This is a genomic window from Cognatundibacterium rivi (assembly GCF_018139565.1).
GTDB classification, from domain to species: Bacteria; Pseudomonadota; Gammaproteobacteria; order Burkholderiales; family Burkholderiaceae_D; genus Undibacterium; species Undibacterium rivi.
Genome location: NZ_JAGSPK010000003.1, coordinates 691,371 through 708,295, shown reverse-complemented (window position 1 = coordinate 708,295; position 16,925 = coordinate 691,371). Strand labels below are relative to the sequence as shown.

The 16,925-nt window shown below is 50.1% G+C and carries 14 protein-coding genes; 10 read left to right on the top strand and 4 right to left on the bottom strand.

What is annotated here, in order from left to right; translation table 11 throughout:
• Positions 1-418: hypothetical protein (locus KDM87_RS11750; protein ID WP_212679230.1), on the bottom strand; the 418-nt coding region annotated here is incomplete at its 3' end.
• Positions 402-944, bottom strand: a complete 543-nt coding sequence (locus KDM87_RS11745; protein WP_212679229.1) for an acyloxyacyl hydrolase — start codon at positions 942-944, stop codon at positions 402-404. The genes KDM87_RS11745 and KDM87_RS11750, both read right to left, overlap by 17 nt.
• 117 nt (positions 945-1,061) lie before the next feature.
• Here KDM87_RS11745 and KDM87_RS11740 point away from each other — a divergent pair, with 117 nt between their 5' ends.
• The 3 genes from KDM87_RS11740 to KDM87_RS11730 all read left to right on the top strand — a co-directional run bounded on the left by KDM87_RS11740 (position 1,062) and on the right by KDM87_RS11730 (position 6,122).
• The gene (locus KDM87_RS11740) at positions 1,062-1,976 is read left to right on the top strand and encodes an NAD(P)-dependent oxidoreductase (protein WP_212679228.1); all 915 of its coding nucleotides are present in this window, start codon (positions 1,062-1,064) and stop codon (positions 1,974-1,976) included.
• A gap of 119 nt (positions 1,977-2,095) precedes the next feature.
• Complete coding sequence (locus KDM87_RS11735; RefSeq protein WP_212679227.1) at positions 2,096-4,174, top strand: molybdopterin-containing oxidoreductase family protein; 2,079 nt, start codon at positions 2,096-2,098, stop codon at positions 4,172-4,174.
• A gap of 262 nt (positions 4,175-4,436) precedes the next feature.
• Positions 4,437-6,122: a long-chain-fatty-acid--CoA ligase gene (locus tag KDM87_RS11730; protein WP_212679226.1), complete on the top strand. Its 1,686-nt coding sequence runs from the start codon at positions 4,437-4,439 to the stop codon at positions 6,120-6,122.
• Positions 6,123-6,340: 218 nt separating this feature from the next.
• Here the strand turns inward: KDM87_RS11730 and KDM87_RS11725 are convergent, their stop codons facing one another.
• Together KDM87_RS11725 and KDM87_RS11720 are read right to left on the bottom strand one after the other, a co-directional pair.
• On the bottom strand, positions 6,341-7,924 hold the full coding sequence (locus KDM87_RS11725; RefSeq protein ID WP_212679225.1) for an alkaline phosphatase D family protein: 1,584 nt from the start codon (positions 7,922-7,924) through the stop codon (positions 6,341-6,343).
• 11 nt (positions 7,925-7,935) lie between these two features.
• A complete protein-coding gene (locus KDM87_RS11720; protein WP_186882749.1) occupies positions 7,936-8,355 on the bottom strand; it encodes an acyl-CoA thioesterase in 420 nt (139 codons plus the stop codon).
• Between the two features lie 282 nt (positions 8,356-8,637).
• On the opposite strand from KDM87_RS11720, the gene KDM87_RS11715 reads away from it, so the two are divergent.
• The 7 genes from KDM87_RS11715 (at position 8,638) to KDM87_RS11685 (ending at position 16,896) form a co-directional block, all read left to right on the top strand.
• On the top strand, positions 8,638-10,521 hold the full coding sequence (locus tag KDM87_RS11715) for an ABCB family ABC transporter ATP-binding protein/permease (RefSeq protein WP_212679224.1): 1,884 nt from the start codon (positions 8,638-8,640) through the stop codon (positions 10,519-10,521).
• Positions 10,522-11,475, top strand: coding sequence for a LysR family transcriptional regulator (locus KDM87_RS11710; protein WP_200179180.1), 954 nt, complete (start codon positions 10,522-10,524; stop codon positions 11,473-11,475).
• Between the two features lie 204 nt (positions 11,476-11,679).
• Positions 11,680-12,966, top strand: a complete 1,287-nt coding sequence (locus KDM87_RS11705) for a Glu/Leu/Phe/Val family dehydrogenase (protein ID WP_212679223.1) — start codon at positions 11,680-11,682, stop codon at positions 12,964-12,966.
• A gap of 264 nt (positions 12,967-13,230) precedes the next feature.
• Positions 13,231-14,127, top strand: a complete 897-nt coding sequence (locus tag KDM87_RS11700; protein ID WP_212679222.1) for an amino acid ABC transporter substrate-binding protein — start codon at positions 13,231-13,233, stop codon at positions 14,125-14,127.
• 171 nt (positions 14,128-14,298) lie between these two features.
• The gene (locus KDM87_RS11695) at positions 14,299-15,246 is read left to right on the top strand and encodes a transporter substrate-binding domain-containing protein (protein WP_212679221.1); all 948 of its coding nucleotides are present in this window, start codon (positions 14,299-14,301) and stop codon (positions 15,244-15,246) included.
• A 202-nt stretch (positions 15,247-15,448) separates the two neighbouring features.
• A complete protein-coding gene (locus KDM87_RS11690) occupies positions 15,449-16,201 on the top strand; it encodes an amino acid ABC transporter permease (RefSeq protein ID WP_212679220.1) in 753 nt (250 codons plus the stop codon).
• Positions 16,202-16,203: 2 nt separating this feature from the next.
• Entirely contained in the window at positions 16,204-16,896 is a 693-nt protein-coding gene (locus tag KDM87_RS11685) for an amino acid ABC transporter permease (protein ID WP_212679219.1), read from the top strand.
• Positions 16,897-16,925: the final 29 nt, after the last annotated feature.

The following is a 16,925-nucleotide window of genomic DNA, read 5'->3' as shown; positions in this document are numbered from 1 at the left end:
GTGAAACGACTCTGCGCCAATGATAGTGCTGCAACCAGTGTGAAAGTAGGTTATCGTCAGGCTTGTATTCTGCTAACCCCCCGTTACCTACCGTAACCGGGGGTTTTGCTTTTGGTGATCTCTTTTTTACTTCTTCTTCACGCTTCGCCGTAGGCTTTATTTCTGATTCCGGCGCATCTTCCTCATTCTTGCTCTTCTTTCTGCCGTCTTCTGTTTCTTCATTCGATTCTCTTCCCTGCTTCTGCGTGAACTGGGCTCGTCTTCTTTTACTGACCAGTAGAACATTGCCGGATAAAGAAAAAGGAGCCTGCAGGCTCCTATATTTAATCTTGCGCGTACCTTTCAGGGCGCCTTTGCACTTCGTTATTCGTCGCTGTTGGCTACGCCAAGTCAGAATCTGATCAGAAGTGGTAGCCAACCTTAAGCGTGGCAACATTCGCACCAGGATTCGGCTTTTTTATCGCTCCGTTTGAGAAGTGTTGAATCTTGAGGCCTGCTTCCCAACCATTGTTGAAAACGTAGCCTACGCCTATGTGATCTCCGAACTGGAATGCCGTCGAAAAGGCACGACCGTTATTGTTATAGACGTGAGAGAATAAATGCAGACCTATACCTGCTTCGCCATAGAAACCTTTTTTATTCTCATTCTCGAAGCGAAAGACCGGCGTGATGCCGACATCAGTAATATTTTGAGTCGCTCCAGATACGCCTTGATAGGCATTATTGCGCCATTGGGTCAGCGTGGCATCCCAGTAGCCGCCCACTTGCGTACCATTCGATTTGAACCAGGCATTGTCCCAATTCCATTGCGCACCGCCGCGCACAAATTGTGACTTATTGCCACTGGCGAATTCTGCAGAAACCGAGTCTACGGCAAATGAACTGGCGTGAGCGAGCAGAAGTCCAACACCGGCCAAAAGGATTTTTTTATTAAAGGTTGTCATACGCTGCTTAAGAAGGTGGAGTAAAAGTTGAAGAATAACATGGTTGGAATTTTCATTCAGCGTCACCGGCCGCGAAAAGACGATAATATTTAAGCCGTTCAGCGATCGGAAAATAGAATGACAAAGAAAATACGTATAGGATTTTTAGGGATAGGCTTGATGGGACGCCCGATGGCCATCCGTTTGCTCGAGGCTGGTTATGCACTGACGGTCTGGAACCGCACCAGTTCAAAGGCCGAGGCTTTGCGACAATACGGTGCTCGTCTTGCCGACAGACCAGAGGATGCGGTGAATGCCGGTGACTGGTTTGCCGACGTGCTCATTACTATGCTGGACTCGGGGCCGGTAGTTGAAGATGTTATGCGACAAGTCATGCCCTACCTGAAAGCTGGCAGCATTGTCATCGATATGAGTTCAACCCGCCAATCAGAGGCGAAAGCACTTGATGAGGCGTTGTTGAGTAAGGGCATCGCTTTTGCTGATGCACCGGTTTCCGGTGGAGTGATTGGCGCACAGGCTGGAACGCTGGCCATCATGGTTGGTGCGAGGCCGGAAACCTACGCACAGATAGAGGAAATATTAAAAGTTTTAGGACGTCCGACATACGTCGGCGCTCCGGGTTCTGGGCAGTTGGCGAAATTGTGTAATCAGCTCATTGTGGGAGGCACAATCAATATCGTTGCGGAGGCATTGTTGCTGGCACAGGCTGGCGGCGCTGATCCTGTTGCGGTACGCCAGGCTTTGCGCGGCGGCTTTGCTGAGAGCCGGATTTTGGAGGTGCATGGGCAGCGCATGCTGGATCGCAGTTTTATGCCCGGAGGCCAGGTCAAAACGCAGACCAAAGATATGGAAAATATTCAGAGTGCAGCGTCGGATGCGGGTCTGAACTTGCCATTGACCAGTCTGGTCACGGATATTTACCGAAACCTATCTACTCGTTATCCAACCGCAGATCATTCAGCGGCTCTGCTCGAATTAGAAAGACTGAATGCAGGAATTCGGCTCGGTACGGCGGAGGATCATTTGCCTTGATTTTGTTTGCCAGAGCAAACGTGAGAGGTGTGCTCCACCGAGCGTACCGATCACATGGAAAAAATTTATGGATGCTCACGTACTATTTTTATCCGTGAGCCATCTTTTCAGGAGTCAGAATGAGTAGTGAAATAGTACGTGCGGTTTGTCCGCATGATTGCCCGGATACCTGTGCGCTACTGGTACATGTGGAGGATGGTAAAGCCGTCGCGGTCAAAGGAGATCCTGATCATCCGACGACTGCCGGTGTGTTGTGCACCAAGGTTTCCCGTTATACAGAGCGTACTTATCATGCCGACCGTCTGTTATATCCACAAAAGAGGGTAGGAAAAAAAGGGGAAGGCAAGTTTGAACGCATCAGTTGGGAAGAAGCACTGACCACTGTCAGTGAAAAACTGAAAGCGGTCGCCAGTAATGATCCGTTGGCGATTTTGCCTTACAGCTATGCCGGAACCATGGGGTTGCTGCAGGGCGATGGCATGGCGCAGCGTTTTTTTCATAAGATAGGCGCATCGTTTCTGGATCGCACAATATGTGCGACCGCAGGTGGTGTCGGCTATAAATATACTCTCGGCTCCCGCATCGGAACTGACACTGAGCAGACGCAAAATGCCAGACTGATACTGATCTGGGGCGGTAATCCGATTGCATCGAATCTGCATTTTTGGATGCGGGTGCAGGAAGCCAAACGCAATGGTGCCAAATTAATTGCGATTGACCCCTATCGTTCGCTGACAGCGGAAAAATGTCATCAGCATATCGCTCTGCTGCCGGGTACGGACGCAGCACTGGCTTTGGGTCTCATGCACGTTCTGATCGCAGAAGATCTGCTTGATCATGACTACATCGCACAGCACACACTGGGTTTTGAGCAGCTCAGCCAACGCGTGGCCGAATGGACGCCGGAGCGTGTCGCTGCCACTTGTGGCATTACAGCCGAGGAAGTGATACAGCTTGCCCGCGATTACGGACATTGTGCGCAACGCGATGAGGCAAGCCTGATACGGATGAATTACGGCGTACAGCGCGTTCATGGTGGCGGCATGGCTGTAAGGAATATTGCCTGCTTACCCGCCTTGGTCGGCGCATGGCGACATGCGGCCGGTGGCGTGCAATTATCTTTATCCGATGCATTTCCAAAAAACGTATCTTATTTGCAGAGGCCAGACTTGTTTCCGCAAGGGCAGCCGCGACGCACGATCAATATGAGTACCATCGGCGACGATTTGTTAAAGCACAGCAGCGCAGAGTTCGGCTCGAAAATTGACGCTGTCATTGTCTACAACTCGAACCCGGTTGCAGTCGCGCCGCAGTCCGCTACAGTGGCGCAAGGATTTGCCCGCGAAGATTTGTTCACCGTTGTGATTGAGCATTTTCAGACCGATACCGCAGATTATGCTGATATTTTGTTGCCGGCAACGACGCAGCTGGAACACACCGATGTACACACGACTTACGGCCATCTGTACATGATGGCGAATAATCCAGCCATTGCTGCTTTAGGCGAAGCCAAACCAAACAGCGAAATTTTCCGATTACTGGCGAAGAAAATGGCTTTTGATGATGCTTGTTTTGACGAGTCTGACGACGAGATGGCGAGTCAGGCTTTTCACAAAAACGATGAACGTGCAATCCATTTTGACTGGGCGTCGCTGAAGAAGAGCGGCTGGCAGAAAGTCAATGTGAAGCCAGCCCCCTTTGCCGAAGGCGGTTTTGCGACACCATCCGGCAAGTGTGAATTTTATAGCGAGAGTATGCGCAAGGATGGTTTTGACCCTTTGCCGACTTATATTCCTCCGTATGAATCTGTCGCGGCGAATCCACAACTGGGCGCCCGTTTTCCGCTGGCTATGATTTCGCCGCCAGCACGCAATTTTCTGAATTCGACGTTTGTGAATGTACAAAGCCTGCGCGATACCGAAGGCGTGCCTCATTTGGATATGCATCCTGACGATGCTGCTTTCCGGCAGATTCATGACGGTGATCAGGTCAGAATTTTCAATGATCGCGGCAGTTTCGTGGCGAAGGCGCGGGTGACGGATAAAGCGCGGCAGGGGCTGGTTGTAGGTTTATCGATCTGGTGGAAAAAACTTGCCAGCGACCATAAAAATGCGAATGAAGTCACCAGTCAGCAATTAACGGATATGGGCGGCGGCCCGACTTTTTATGATGTTCTGGTGCAGGTGGAGAAAGCCTGAGGCCGGATAAACCACCACGTTTTACCTGCGCAGCTTTGTTCTGCATCAGTAAAATTGCGGGATTTGAACGCATGTTATTGTGCGTTGCAGCAAGTTACTAGAGGATGCTTTCAGGTTAGCGCAAAATGCTTGCCTTAGTTTCACTTAGCCGATAGCATCGGCTCTCGGGATATTGTTACTATTAAAAAGAACGACCATGCTTTAATATTCTGTGCAGTAGCAGATCATCAACAGAACAACAATCAGAGACGAGGAAATACAGATGGAAACGACGGAAAAATTCTGGCTTAAATCCTACCCGGAAGGCATGCCCGCAGAAATAGACGTGACGCAATATCAGTCACTGGTGCAGTTACTTGAAGAGGCATTTAAGAAATTTTCTGCCCGCAATGCCTACGCTTGCATGGGGAAATATCTGACTTACGGCAAGCTGGATCTGATGTCGCAGAAAGTTGGTGCATGGTTACAGCAGCAAGGTCTGAAAAAAGGCGCCCGTGTTGCGATCATGATGCCAAACGTCTTGCAGTATCCGGTCGTGATGGCGGCTATTCTGCGTGCCGGTTATGTGGTCGTGAACGTCAATCCGCTGTACACCCCGCGTGAACTCGAACATCAGTTAAAAAACTCGGGTGCTGAAGCGATTTTTATCCTTGAGAATTTTGCGACAACGCTGGAACATGTGATTCAGAAAACGCAGGTGAAACACGTGGTAGTCGCCAGTATGGGCGACATGCTCGGCCTGAAAGGCCTGCTGGTGAATTTTGTTGTTCGTAATGTGAAGAAAATGGTGCCAGCTTTTTCTTTACCGAACGCCAAACGCTTCAATCAGGTGTTGTCCGAAGCCGATTCACTGAGCTTAAAAGCAGTCGAGATTCATCGTGATGACGTCGCTTTCCTGCAGTACACCGGCGGTACGACAGGTGTTTCCAAAGGTGCGACGCTGTTGCACAGAAATGTGGTGGCGAATGTCTTGCAGAACGACGCCTGGCTGACCCCGAGCATGTCCGGGCATAAAGATGATGCGCGCATCATCGTCTGCGCTTTGCCTCTGTATCATATCTTTGCGCTGACTGTCTGCAGTTTGCTGGGCACCCGTATCGGCGCGATGAATTTGCTGATTCCGAATCCACGTGATATTCCCGGCTTCATCAAAGAGCTCAAAAACTACAAGGTCAATATTTTCCCTGCGGTGAATACGTTGTATAACGGCTTGTTGAATAATCCTGAATTCGCCAAACTGGATTTTTCCGGTTATGAAATCTGTAGTGGCGGTGGTATGGCCGTGCAGAAAGCCGTGGCCGATAAATGGTTGAAAATCACTGGCTGTGCCATCGCTGAAGGTTACGGTTTGTCTGAAACATCGCCGGTGGCGACCGCCAACTTGCCTGATACCAAAGAGTTTTCCGGCACGATCGGTCTGCCGATTCCATCCACAGAAATCGCGATTCTGGATGATGATGGTAATCGTCTGCCGTTGGGACATGCAGGTGAAATCGCGATCCGCGGTCCGCAGGTGATGGTGGGTTACTGGAATATGCCGGAAGAAACCGCAAAAGTAATGACCCCTGATGGCTTCTTCAAAAGCGGCGACGTTGGCATCATGGATTTCCGTGGCTACACCACGATTGTCGATCGTAAGAAAGACATGATTCTGGTGTCTGGCTTCAATGTGTACCCGAATGAAATCGAAGGTGTGGTCGCATTACACCCAGGCGTGCTGGAATGCGCATGTATCGGCGTGCCGGATGCGAATTCCGGTGAAGCGGTGAAATTGTTTGTGGTACGCAAAGATCCTTCATTAACGGTCGATCAGTTAATGGATTATTGCAAAGAGCAATTCACTGCGTACAAGAAACCGAAGTACATAGAATTCCGTCTGGAATTGCCGAAAACGAATGTCGGTAAAATCTTGCGTCGTGAATTACGTGACGAAAAGAAACCAGCCTGATCGTGTGATGGCAGCGGCGCTGATTCGATAATTCATCGGTATTTATTTGCTGAATGAAGGATACTCCCCCCTCTTTTATATAAAAACTGCTTATTGTCGGCATAAAATAAGGGGGTATTTTATATACTGGTGGGAGTATATTTGATCGTAAAGAGGCAGTTTGAAGATGCAAAAAAAGGAAGGCATTGCCTTCCTTTTTTTTTATTATTGCAGCACGTTCAGATACTGACGAGCCCGGCTTTACCGTCTTCGACCATAAAACTTTTGAGCGTACTGATTCCTGAATCTGCTTTGCTGACATCATCCAGTGCGACGAACTGTGTCAGCATTTTGTTAGAGGAAATGTCGAGTAGCATGAACCCGCGTTTATCGCTGCGGCCATATTTGATATGCGGATTCTGCGCAACGATCTGATCGGTACGTTCTTGCGGGCGCGAATTGGAGGTGATCGAGGTGCCGCAAAATTCTGTCGCCAGTACCGGATTCTCCGGCGAAGATTTTTTCCAGAAATCGCGTTTCAGATTGGCGGCGTAAAACGTGTGAACATCGCCTGAAATCACAACAGGATTCGCAGGCCGGTGTTTTTCAATATCGTCAAACAGACGTTGGCGCGCAGCAGGGTAACCGTCCCAGCCATCAGTCCAGAATTTTCCTTCGCCGTCCACATTCACATTGCTCAGATTGGTTTGCGCCATGAAGGTTTGCTGTGTCAGAATATTCCACTTCGCCTGCGAGCTTGCCAGACCTTGTGCCAGCCACTTTTCTTGCTCTGCACCGAGCAGCGTTAATGCGCTGTCGTTGCGGTTGGTGCACTCGGCCTGTGTGACGACATTCGAGCCACCGCGACCCGGTTTGGCACAAACTTGCGGCGAACGATATTGACGGTCATCAAGCACATGAAAACGTGCCAGTCTGCCCCAGTCAAATCGCTCGTAAATGCGCATGTGGGCAAACTGCGATGGCAGCACGGTTACTTTGTGCAGGCGCACCGGCATGTGTTCGTAAAACGCCTGATAGGCAGCAGCGCGGCGCAGAATGAAATTGGCATCCAGACGTTCATCGCGCTCGTTGCCGTAATCATTGCAGACTTCGTGGTCATCCCAGGTTACCATCCAGGGCGCCACATGATGCGCCGCTTGCAGTTGCGGATCGGATTTGTATTGTGCATAGCGGGCACGGTACTCATCCAGATTGCTGCTTTCGATATCGCGTCGGCGCGGTTTGGCCGGATGCTTGAGGTCGTAAGGGCCCCATTCGTAAATATAATCACCGAGGAAGGCGACCAGATCGGGATTGGCCTGCGCGATGTGGCGATGCGCCGCATATTCACCGAATTCCCAATGCTGGCAGGACGCCACGGCTAATTTCAAGGTGCTGAGCGGTGCATCCATCGCCGGTGCGGTACGCGTGCGGGCGACTGGGCTGATTGCATCGCCATGAATAAACCGATACCAATACCAGCGCCCGGGCGCTAAGCCCGTCACATCGACATGCACACTGTGCGCCAGATCCGGCAGCGCAAACACTTCGCCTTTGTTGACGATATGTTTAAAGCCCTCGTCTTCGGCGACTTCCCACAAGACTTTGTAAACCATCGGTGCGAGCGCCTGCGCGTTCAAAGGATCAGGCATTAAGCGCGTCCAGATAACAACGCTGTCGTGGCGCGGCGAGCCCGATGCAACACCCAGCGTGAACGGATAAACTTTACTGCGTTCTGCCGCATAACCGGGAAACGCCTGCGACAGCGCTGCAAGCGCAGCCAGTTGCAGGCTGCGCTGTAAAAACAGACGACGTGACTGCACTTGATTTATCCTCAGACGCCGGACGAAACGGATTCCAGTGGCGGAATCTGGCGTGGTTTTCTGTCTTCACCGGTTGCAACATACGTTAATGTTGCCTCGGTTACTTTGACGGTGCTGGCTTGCAGGCGATTACGTTCTGCGTAAACTTCAACTTCTATCGTGATCGAAGTATTACCTACCTTGACGATCTGCGCGTAAAACGACAATAAATCGCCTACAAACACCGGTTGTTTGAACAGGAAAGAATTGACGGCAATCGTTGCCACACGCCCATTCGCACGGCGGGCAGCCGGAATCGCGCCGGCAATATCGACTTGTGACATGATCCAGCCGCCAAAAACGTCGCCATGCACATTCGCATCCGATGGCATAGGCATGACGCGCAGGGTCGGCATACCTGCCGGAAGAGTAGTTTGGTGATGATCAGTCATCGGGAGTTTCCTTAAAACGTTACAATCAGAGTAAATCCATCTCTCAGATATTTATTCCACGTCGGCCTGGCTGTTCTTTTTAATCTTGCTCAGGCCAAAGACGTCAAAATGATAAAAAATGAGATACGGCGTTGCATGTGCCTGCACTGGCAGAGAAAAAATCATCGGGAATCATGCTCTGAGAAGGGTAAACGATCAGACCGGATGGTGTTGCTCAGAATTCTTTGTGCAAATTGCAGGCATTGCCGACATGATAAACCACTTCAGGAAAAGACTCTTACGATGCGTCGCAGAGAAAATACAGGTAACAGTGCTGCCCACCTACCACCGGCTGACCAGCCACGGGGCGATTTCTCGACCATTAAAACCTTGTTGCCCTACTTATGGGCTTACAAATGGCGGGTATTACTGGCGTTGACGTTTCTGGTGGGCGCGAAACTGGCGAATGTCGGCGTTCCGGTTGTATTGAAAAAACTGGTCGATAGCCTGACCGTAACGGCAAGCCATCCGGCGGCATTGATGGTATTGCCGGTGAGTCTGCTGATCGGCTATGGCGCGTTGCGCTTATCGACCACCTTGTTCACCGAACTGCGCGAATTCATTTTCGCCAAAGTCACGCAAAGAGCCGTGCGCACGATTGCGTTGCGGGTGTTCCGGCATTTGCATGCTTTGTCTTTGCGCTTTCATCTGAATCGCCAGACTGGCGGTGTCACCCGCGATATTGAGCGCGGCACCCGCGCTGTTTCATCGCTGGTGTCGTATGCCTTATTCAGTATCGTGCCGACCTTGCTGGAGATTTCGCTGGTACTGGTTTATCTGAGTACACATTACGACATCTGGTTCAGCGTGATTACTTTCGGCGCACTGGTGACGTATATTATTTTCACGATCACCGTAACGGAATGGCGTACGCATTTTCGTCGCACGATGAATGAGCTGGACTCGAAAGCACATACCAAGGCGATTGATTCTTTGCTGAATTATGAAACGGTGAAGTACTTCGGCAATGAAGAATATGAAGCGCAGCGTTACGATCAGGGTCTGAAAAATTTTGAGACGGCCGCGGTCAAATCGCAAAGCAGTTTATCGCTGTTGAATACCGGACAATCGCTGATTATTGCAAGCGCCATCACCCTGATTTTATGGCGTGCGACACAGGGCGTGATCGATGGCACGATGAGCCTCGGCGATCTGGTGCTGGTGAATTCTTTCATGCTACAGCTGTATATGCCACTCAATTTTCTGGGTGTGCTTTACCGTGAGATTAAGCAAAGTCTGGCCGACATTGAGAAACTGTTTTCGCTGCTGGATCAGAATCAGGATATTGCTGATTCCGCTGAGGCAAAACCGCTGTTGATCACCGCGCAGAATGGCGCAGAGATACGCTTTGCCCATGTGGATTTCAGTTATGAAAGCAATCGCCAGATTTTGTTTGATATCGACTTTACGATTCCGGCCGGAACGACGACGGCAGTTGTGGGTCATAGCGGTTCCGGCAAGTCAACCTTATCGCGGCTGTTGTTCCGTTTTTACGATATTCAGAGTGGCTGCATCAGCATTGCGGGACAAGATTTGCGCGGTGTAACGCAAGCATCGGTGCGTGCGGCAATCGGCATCGTGCCACAAGATACCGTGCTGTTTAACGACACAATTGAATACAACATCGCTTATGGCAAACCGGGGGCGACGAAAGATGAAATCATTGCCGTTGCCAGAGCCGCTTACATCCACGAATTTATCGAGACGCTGCCCGATGGTTACAACACCATGGTGGGGGAACGCGGTCTGAAATTATCCGGTGGTGAAAAGCAGCGTGTGGCAATCGCCCGCACTTTATTGAAAAATCCATCGATACTGATTTTCGATGAAGCGACTTCGGCGCTGGACTCCCGTTCCGAGCAAATGATACAGGCGCAATTAAAAGAAATCGCGCGCAGCCGCACCAGTCTGGTGATTGCGCATCGCTTATCCACCATCATTGATGCCGGACAGATTCTGGTGATGGACAAAGGCCGGATCATAGAACGCGGCACGCATCAGGATTTGCTGGCGCAACAGGGCGCCTATGCGCAGATGTGGGAAAGGCAGCAAAGCAGCGGTAATGATGTCGGCGAAGAAGACGGCAGCACACCATCTGCGCAGTCTTTGTCAGCAGCGGGGGCATAAATGGAAACCAAGTGGTTAGAAGATTTCGTCTCTCTCGCAGAGACCAATAGTTTCAGCCGTTCGGCAGAATTAAGACATGTCACGCAACCGGCTTTTTCTCGGCGCATACAATCTCTGGAAGCGTGGCTGGGTAGCGATCTGATCGACCGCACTTCTTATCCGACACGTTTGACGCACGCCGGTGAAGTGTTTTATGAACAGGCGCTGGCGATGCTTGGACAGATCAATAATGCCCGTGCATTGTTGCGCGGTAAACGCCCGAGCACACAAACTACGGTCGATTTTGCAGTACCGCACACCTTGTCGTTAACTTATGTTCCGCGCTGGCTGACCGGGCTGGAATCTGCGTTTGGCGAAATCAACAGTCGTCTGCTGGCGTTGAATGTGCACGACGCCGTCATGACGCTGGTCGAAGGTGGTTGTGACCTGCTGCTGTGCTATCACCATCCGCGTCAACCCTTGCTGCTGGATGCAAGCCAGTACGACATGATCAGCATGGGGACCGAGGCTTTGCGCGCCTATACACGATGTAATAAGCAAGGCGTACCCGAGTTTGAATTTCCCGGCACAGATAACGCACCGTTACCATTTTTAGCCTATGCCAATAATGCGTATCTGGGGCGTATGGTCGATCTGATTCTGAATGATGGCCGTACTCCGCTGCATCTGGAAAAGTGCTACGAAACCGATATGGCGGAAGGCTTGAAAATGATGGCGCTGGAAGGGCGTGGTATCGCGTTTTTACCGGAGTCCGCCGTCACCCGGGAAGTGAAGCAAAAGTTGCTGGCACGCGCCGATGGCGGCAGCGGTGCATGGGAAGTCAACATGGAAATCCGTTTGTACCGCGAGCGCCCATCGGTACAGCGCCCGGGGAAAATGATCGTGTCGCGATTGTGGGAATACCTTGAAGAGTTGCAGAAAAAAGCGGATAAGAAGCAGAAAAAATCAGCCTGATTGATGTCAGTGTTATGGCGCGCTGAATCCCGGTCAAAAAATCTCGCTTGATGGTTATGCGTTTATTGCATAGATTGATGCAAACAAAGCATTGGCTGAATTTCGCCAGAGAAGACTACTATGCATCATCTTTCGGAAGGTGCTGAAAATCGGCATTCCGGAAAAGACAGATAAAATCAGATCAATATATCAGGAGGTCATACCATGTCCAGCCAACACCAGATTCCGTCCTATCTTACCCCGACAGAGACCGGTCCTTGGTCCGTTTACCTTGAGCAAATCGATCGCGTTACCCCTTACCTCGGCCATTTGTCGCGTTGGGTAGAAACGCTGAAACGCCCGAAGCGTATCCTGATCGTTGATGTGCCTATTGAGCGTGACGATGGCACGATTTCTCATTTTGAAGGCTACCGTGTACAGCACAATACTTCGCGCGGTCCTGGTAAAGGTGGCGTGCGTTTCCACCAGGACGTGACCTTGTCAGAAGTGATGGCATTGTCGGCCTGGATGACGATCAAGAACTCGGCAGTGAATGTGCCTTACGGTGGCGCCAAAGGCGGTATCCGTGTCGATCCAAAAACTTTATCCCGTGGCGAACTGATGCGGATGACGCGTCGTTACACCTCCGAAATCGGCATCATCATTGGCCCGGACAAAGATATTCCGGCACCAGACGTCAACACGAATGAACAGACGATGGCGTGGATGATGGACACCTACTCGATGAACGAAGGCCGCACTGCGACTGGCGTTGTGACAGGTAAGCCTATTTCTCTCGGTGGTAGTCTTGGTCGTCGTGAAGCAACCGGACGCGGCGTGTTTGTGGTCGGTAGCGAAGCTGCTGCCAAACGTGGTCTGAGTGTGGCGGGCGCTAAAATCGCGGTACAAGGTTTCGGTAACGTGGGTGGTATTGCCGCACGTCTGTTTGCTGAAGCGGGTGCGAAAATCGTCGCAGTTCAGGATCACGGCGGCACGATTTTCCATTCTAACGGCTTGAATGTGAACAAACTGCTGGCACACGTAGCAGAAAAAGGCAGTGTCGCTGGATTCGAAGGAGTTGAAGCAGTTCTGCCAAATGAAGAATTCTGGGCGGTGAATTGCGACATCATGATTCCGGCAGCTCTTGAACAGCAGATCACTGCAAAAAATGCGAATCAGATCCGTGCTTCCATTATTCTGGAAGGCGCGAATGGTCCGACGACACCTGAAGCCGATGATATTTTGCGCGACAAAGGTGTGTTGGTTGTACCAGACGTGATCGCCAATGCGGGCGGTGTGACTGTGTCGTATTTTGAATGGGTGCAGGATTTCTCCAGTTATTTCTGGACTGAAGATGAAATTAATCAGCGTCTGACCCGCATCATGCGTGAAGCCTTCAGTTCTGTATGGCAGGTGACTGAAGATAAGAAAGTGTCCTTACGTACAGCCGCCTTTATTATCGGTTGTTCCCGTGTCTTGCAGGCACGTGAGGTACGCGGTCTGTATCCATAATCTTCATCCCCGCAAGACGATGCAGTTGATACTGCATCGTCTGCAACCGTCGTAAGTTGGCGTTGTTGCTTCTTTCAAAACCCATGTTTTTGTATTCTTTATCGGGATGCAGAAACGTGGGTATTGTTTTTTTCAACAGCATTTCCGTGATTCTGTTGAAAATAATAAATTTATCCAAATTAAATTCTGCAAACAGAGACATATTTAGTTTAAACAGGGAAAGATTTTTCATTACTATCCTGAGCATGATTAAAAGGAGTTTGTATGAAAGCCGTAACCCGCCGGATGAAGTTCTGGACCCTGTGTTGTATCGCCTCGGGCTTTTCTCCCGCAATTATGGCTGACACACTCAGCCACATTAAGGAAACCCAGACGGTGACGATCGCTCACCGCGAGGCATCCTTACCGTTCTCTTATCTTCCTGATTCAAAGTTACCGACAGGCTATGCTGTCGATATCTGTCTCAAATTTGTCGACGCCATCAAGAAAGAACTGAAAGCACCGAATTTAAAAGTGCATTATTTGCTGGTGACACCGAGCAGCCGTATTCCCTCGATTATTGAAGGCAAAGCAGATATGGAATGTGGTTCGACGACGAATAATGCAGAACGTCGCAAGCAAGTCAGTTTCACGATTCCTCATTTCTTTGCATCGACGCGCATGCTGGTGCGATCAGACGCTGGTATTAAAAACTGGATCGATCTGAAAGATAAAAAAGTCGTGACGACCAAAGGCACGACGACTGTTAAGTTGTTACACGAGCGGGATAAGGCGCGTAGCCTGAATTTGCGCTTACTGGAAGGGAATGACCATGCGGAATCGTTCAGCATGGTGGAAAAATTCCAAGCCGACGCATTTCCTATGGATGACGTATTGCTTTACGGATTCCGCGCCAATAGCAAAGATCCTGAAAAATTTGCTGTCGTTGGCGACTCTTTATCGACCGAGCCGTATGCCGTCATGTTGCGTAAAGATGATCCCGCTTTTAAAGAATTGCTGGATCGTGAAATGGCGCGGATGATGAATGACGGGGAGCTCACAAAACTGTATGACAAGTGGTTTAAAAAGCCAATCCCGCCTAAAGGTGCTAATCTGAATATGCCTATGGGGGTTTTGCTGCGCGACACTATTCGTTTTCCTAACGATAAAGTGGGCGATTAATTGCTAAAAAGCTTAGACCATCCTGCATGCGTGACCGGATTGCTCACTATTTTTGTGTCGATACGTGTTTCTACTTATTAAAATGTCTGAAAATAAGAAACTGTCATGGAGCGGTTTTGATAAACTTCGTCGTAGCGGGATGATCTTTTTGGTTTAACTTTGGGAGATAGTATGAAATTATTAAAAGTTCTGGCGCTGATGCTCAGTGCAGGTGTGATCGCTGGTTCGGCGCAAGCGCAGGAAACCGGTACACTGAAAAAAATTAAAGATACCGGCACCATCACTCTGGGTGTGCGTGATTCTTCTATCCCATTTTCGTATCTTGACGATAAGCAATCATATCAGGGTTATTCGATTGATTTGTGTATGAAGATTGTCAGCGCGGTACAAAAGCAATTAGGTTTGAGCAGCCTCAATGTCAAACTCAATCCTGTGACTTCAGCGACCCGTATTCCGCTGATGGCGAACGGCACTATCGATCTGGAGTGTGGTTCGACAACGAATAACGTTGAGCGTCAAAAACAGGTGGCATTTGCACCAACGACGTTCGTCACCGCGAATCGTATCCTGGCAAAAAAATCCTCCAACATCAAATCGCTGGCTGATCTGAAAGGCAAATCAGTTGTATCGACTTCCGGTACCGCCAATCTGAAACAATTGACGACACTGAACGCTGATCAGAATCTGGGCATCAACATTTTGCCGGCAAAAGATCATGCAGAAGCTTTCCTGATGGTGGAAACTGGCCGCGCTGTCGCATTTGTAATGGATGATATTTTGCTGGCATCGTTGGCTGCCAATTCCAAGAATCCTGGCGAATACGAAATCAGCAAAGAAGCCCTGTCCGTTGAGCCATACGGCATCATGCTGCGCAAGGATGACACTGCATTCAAGAAAGTGGTTGATACAGCGATCAGCAATGTCCTGACTTCCGGCGACGTGAATCGCATCTACCACAAGTGGTTCCTGCAACCGATTCCACCAAAAGGTGTTTCCCTGAACTGGCCAGTCTCTGAGCAACTCAAAGCGGTGATGGCAAAACCAACAGATTCTGGTGAACCATCTGCGTACGCTGCTGTACCAGAAGCCCAAAAAGCAGTATTGAAAAAGAAAAAATAAATTTTAGTGGTTGAGATCGAAGTCATCTTAACGGGGGGTGTTACTCGCCTCCCGTTTTATTTTTGGCCCCGTCGGTGAGCTGATCGAGGCGTTCCGGTATTGATGCTGCACGGTGTCATTGGCCTGGCGAAAATCACAGAGCACCGCGGACGAAAATAAGTTTAGACAACAAGATGACGGGTGTTTGCTTTAGGGGAGTGAGATGAATTACAACTGGAACTGGAACATTTTTTGGGAGGCTGCGCCCGATGGCGGCGGCACCTATTTTGATTCTTTGCTTTCCGGCGTGTTGTGGACTTTAGCCACAGCAGCTTTGGCGTGGATTATCGCCCTGGTATTAGGCGCGATCATTGGTACGATACGCACCGCGCCAAATAAATGGGCGGCGAAACTGGCGAATGCTTACGTCGAATTATTCCGTAACATTCCGCTGCTGGTGCAAATGTTTCTATGGTATTTCGTGATGCCGGAGCTGGTGCCGACAGCGATGGGCAACTGGCTTAAGTCTATGCCGAATGCCCCCTTTATTACTGCGGTGCTGAGTCTTGGTTTCTTTACTTCGGCGCGCGTTGCGGTACAGGTATCAACTGGCATCAATGCCTTGCCACGCGGCCAGCGTATGGCAGGTACTGCGTTAGGCCTGACCTTACCGCAGACGTATCGTTACGTATTATTGCCGATGGCGTTCCGCATCATCATTCCGTCACTCACGAATGAGTTGGCGGCGATCATTAAAAACAGCTCGGTCGCTCTGACGATAGGTTTGATGGAACTGACAGCCAGCGCCCGCTCCATGCAAGAATTTTCATTTCAGGTATTTGAGGCATTTACGGCCGCCACTTTGATTTATCTGGTGGTATCGGTGATCGCGCTGGTGCTGGCGAATGTTCTGGAAAAAATGCTCGCGGTTCCCGGCTTCATCACTTCGGGTTCTGCTAAGACAGGAGGGCATTAATCATGTTTTCTAATTTCGATTTTGATGTCATCCAACGTTCGTGGGTTTATCTTTTCACGACGGGCATGACATTTACGCTCAAGCTGACTTTCATGGCAATGGTCGGCGGTACAGTGCTCGGCACGGTACTGGCAATGATGCGCTTGTCCAGCAATAAACTGATTTCACTGGTGGCCACGACCTACGTCAACATCATGCGTTCGATTCCGCTGGTGATGGTGATTTTCTGGTTTTACTTTCTGGTGCCTTACATCGGTGCCTGGCTGACCGGAGCGACCGAGCCTATACAGGTTGGTGCGTTTTCATCGTGCCTGATTACCTTCGTGATGTTTGAAGCCGCGTATTACTGCGAAATCATGCGCTCCGGTATTCAGTCGATTCCGCGCGGGCAGATCTGGGCTGGTTATGCATTGGGTATGAATTACTGGCAAACCATGGGTCATATCGTATTGCCGCAGGCTTTCCGCAATATGATACCGGTGTTGCTGACGCAAACGATCGTGCTGTTTCAGGACGTTTCGCTGGTGTATGTGTTATCGATTACGGACTTCGTCGGTGCTGCATCGAAAGTAGCGCAGCGCGATGGTCGTCTGGTAGAAATGTATTCATTTGTCGCTGTCGTGTATTTCATCATGTGTTTTGGCTTGTCCAGTCTGGTGAAAAAACTGCAGCAGAAAGTAGCGATTATTCGCTGAGGATGATTCGCTGAGAAATGCCGGCAAAT

What these genes read in the sequence shown, in the direction of transcription:
- KDM87_RS11685 (WP_212679219.1), top strand. Translation starts at nt 16,204, where the DNA reads ATGTTTTCTAATTTCGATTTTGATGTCATCCAACGTTCGTGGGTTTAT.
- KDM87_RS11715 (WP_212679224.1), top strand. Translation starts at nt 8,638, where the DNA reads ATGCGTCGCAGAGAAAATACAGGTAACAGTGCTGCCCACCTACCACCG.
- KDM87_RS11710 (WP_200179180.1), top strand. Translation starts at nt 10,522, where the DNA reads ATGGAAACCAAGTGGTTAGAAGATTTCGTCTCTCTCGCAGAGACCAAT.
- KDM87_RS11695 (WP_212679221.1), top strand. Translation starts at nt 14,299, where the DNA reads ATGAAATTATTAAAAGTTCTGGCGCTGATGCTCAGTGCAGGTGTGATC.
- KDM87_RS11730 (WP_212679226.1), top strand. Translation starts at nt 4,437, where the DNA reads ATGGAAACGACGGAAAAATTCTGGCTTAAATCCTACCCGGAAGGCATG.
- KDM87_RS11705 (WP_212679223.1), top strand. Translation starts at nt 11,680, where the DNA reads ATGTCCAGCCAACACCAGATTCCGTCCTATCTTACCCCGACAGAGACC.
- KDM87_RS11690 (WP_212679220.1), top strand. Translation starts at nt 15,449, where the DNA reads ATGAATTACAACTGGAACTGGAACATTTTTTGGGAGGCTGCGCCCGAT.
- KDM87_RS11700 (WP_212679222.1), top strand. Translation starts at nt 13,231, where the DNA reads ATGAAAGCCGTAACCCGCCGGATGAAGTTCTGGACCCTGTGTTGTATC.
- KDM87_RS11740 (WP_212679228.1), top strand. Translation starts at nt 1,062, where the DNA reads ATGACAAAGAAAATACGTATAGGATTTTTAGGGATAGGCTTGATGGGA.
- KDM87_RS11720 (WP_186882749.1), bottom strand. Translation starts at nt 8,355, where the DNA reads ATGACTGATCATCACCAAACTACTCTTCCGGCAGGTATGCCGACCCTG.
- KDM87_RS11745 (WP_212679229.1), bottom strand. Translation starts at nt 944, where the DNA reads ATGACAACCTTTAATAAAAAAATCCTTTTGGCCGGTGTTGGACTTCTG.
- KDM87_RS11735 (WP_212679227.1), top strand. Translation starts at nt 2,096, where the DNA reads ATGAGTAGTGAAATAGTACGTGCGGTTTGTCCGCATGATTGCCCGGAT.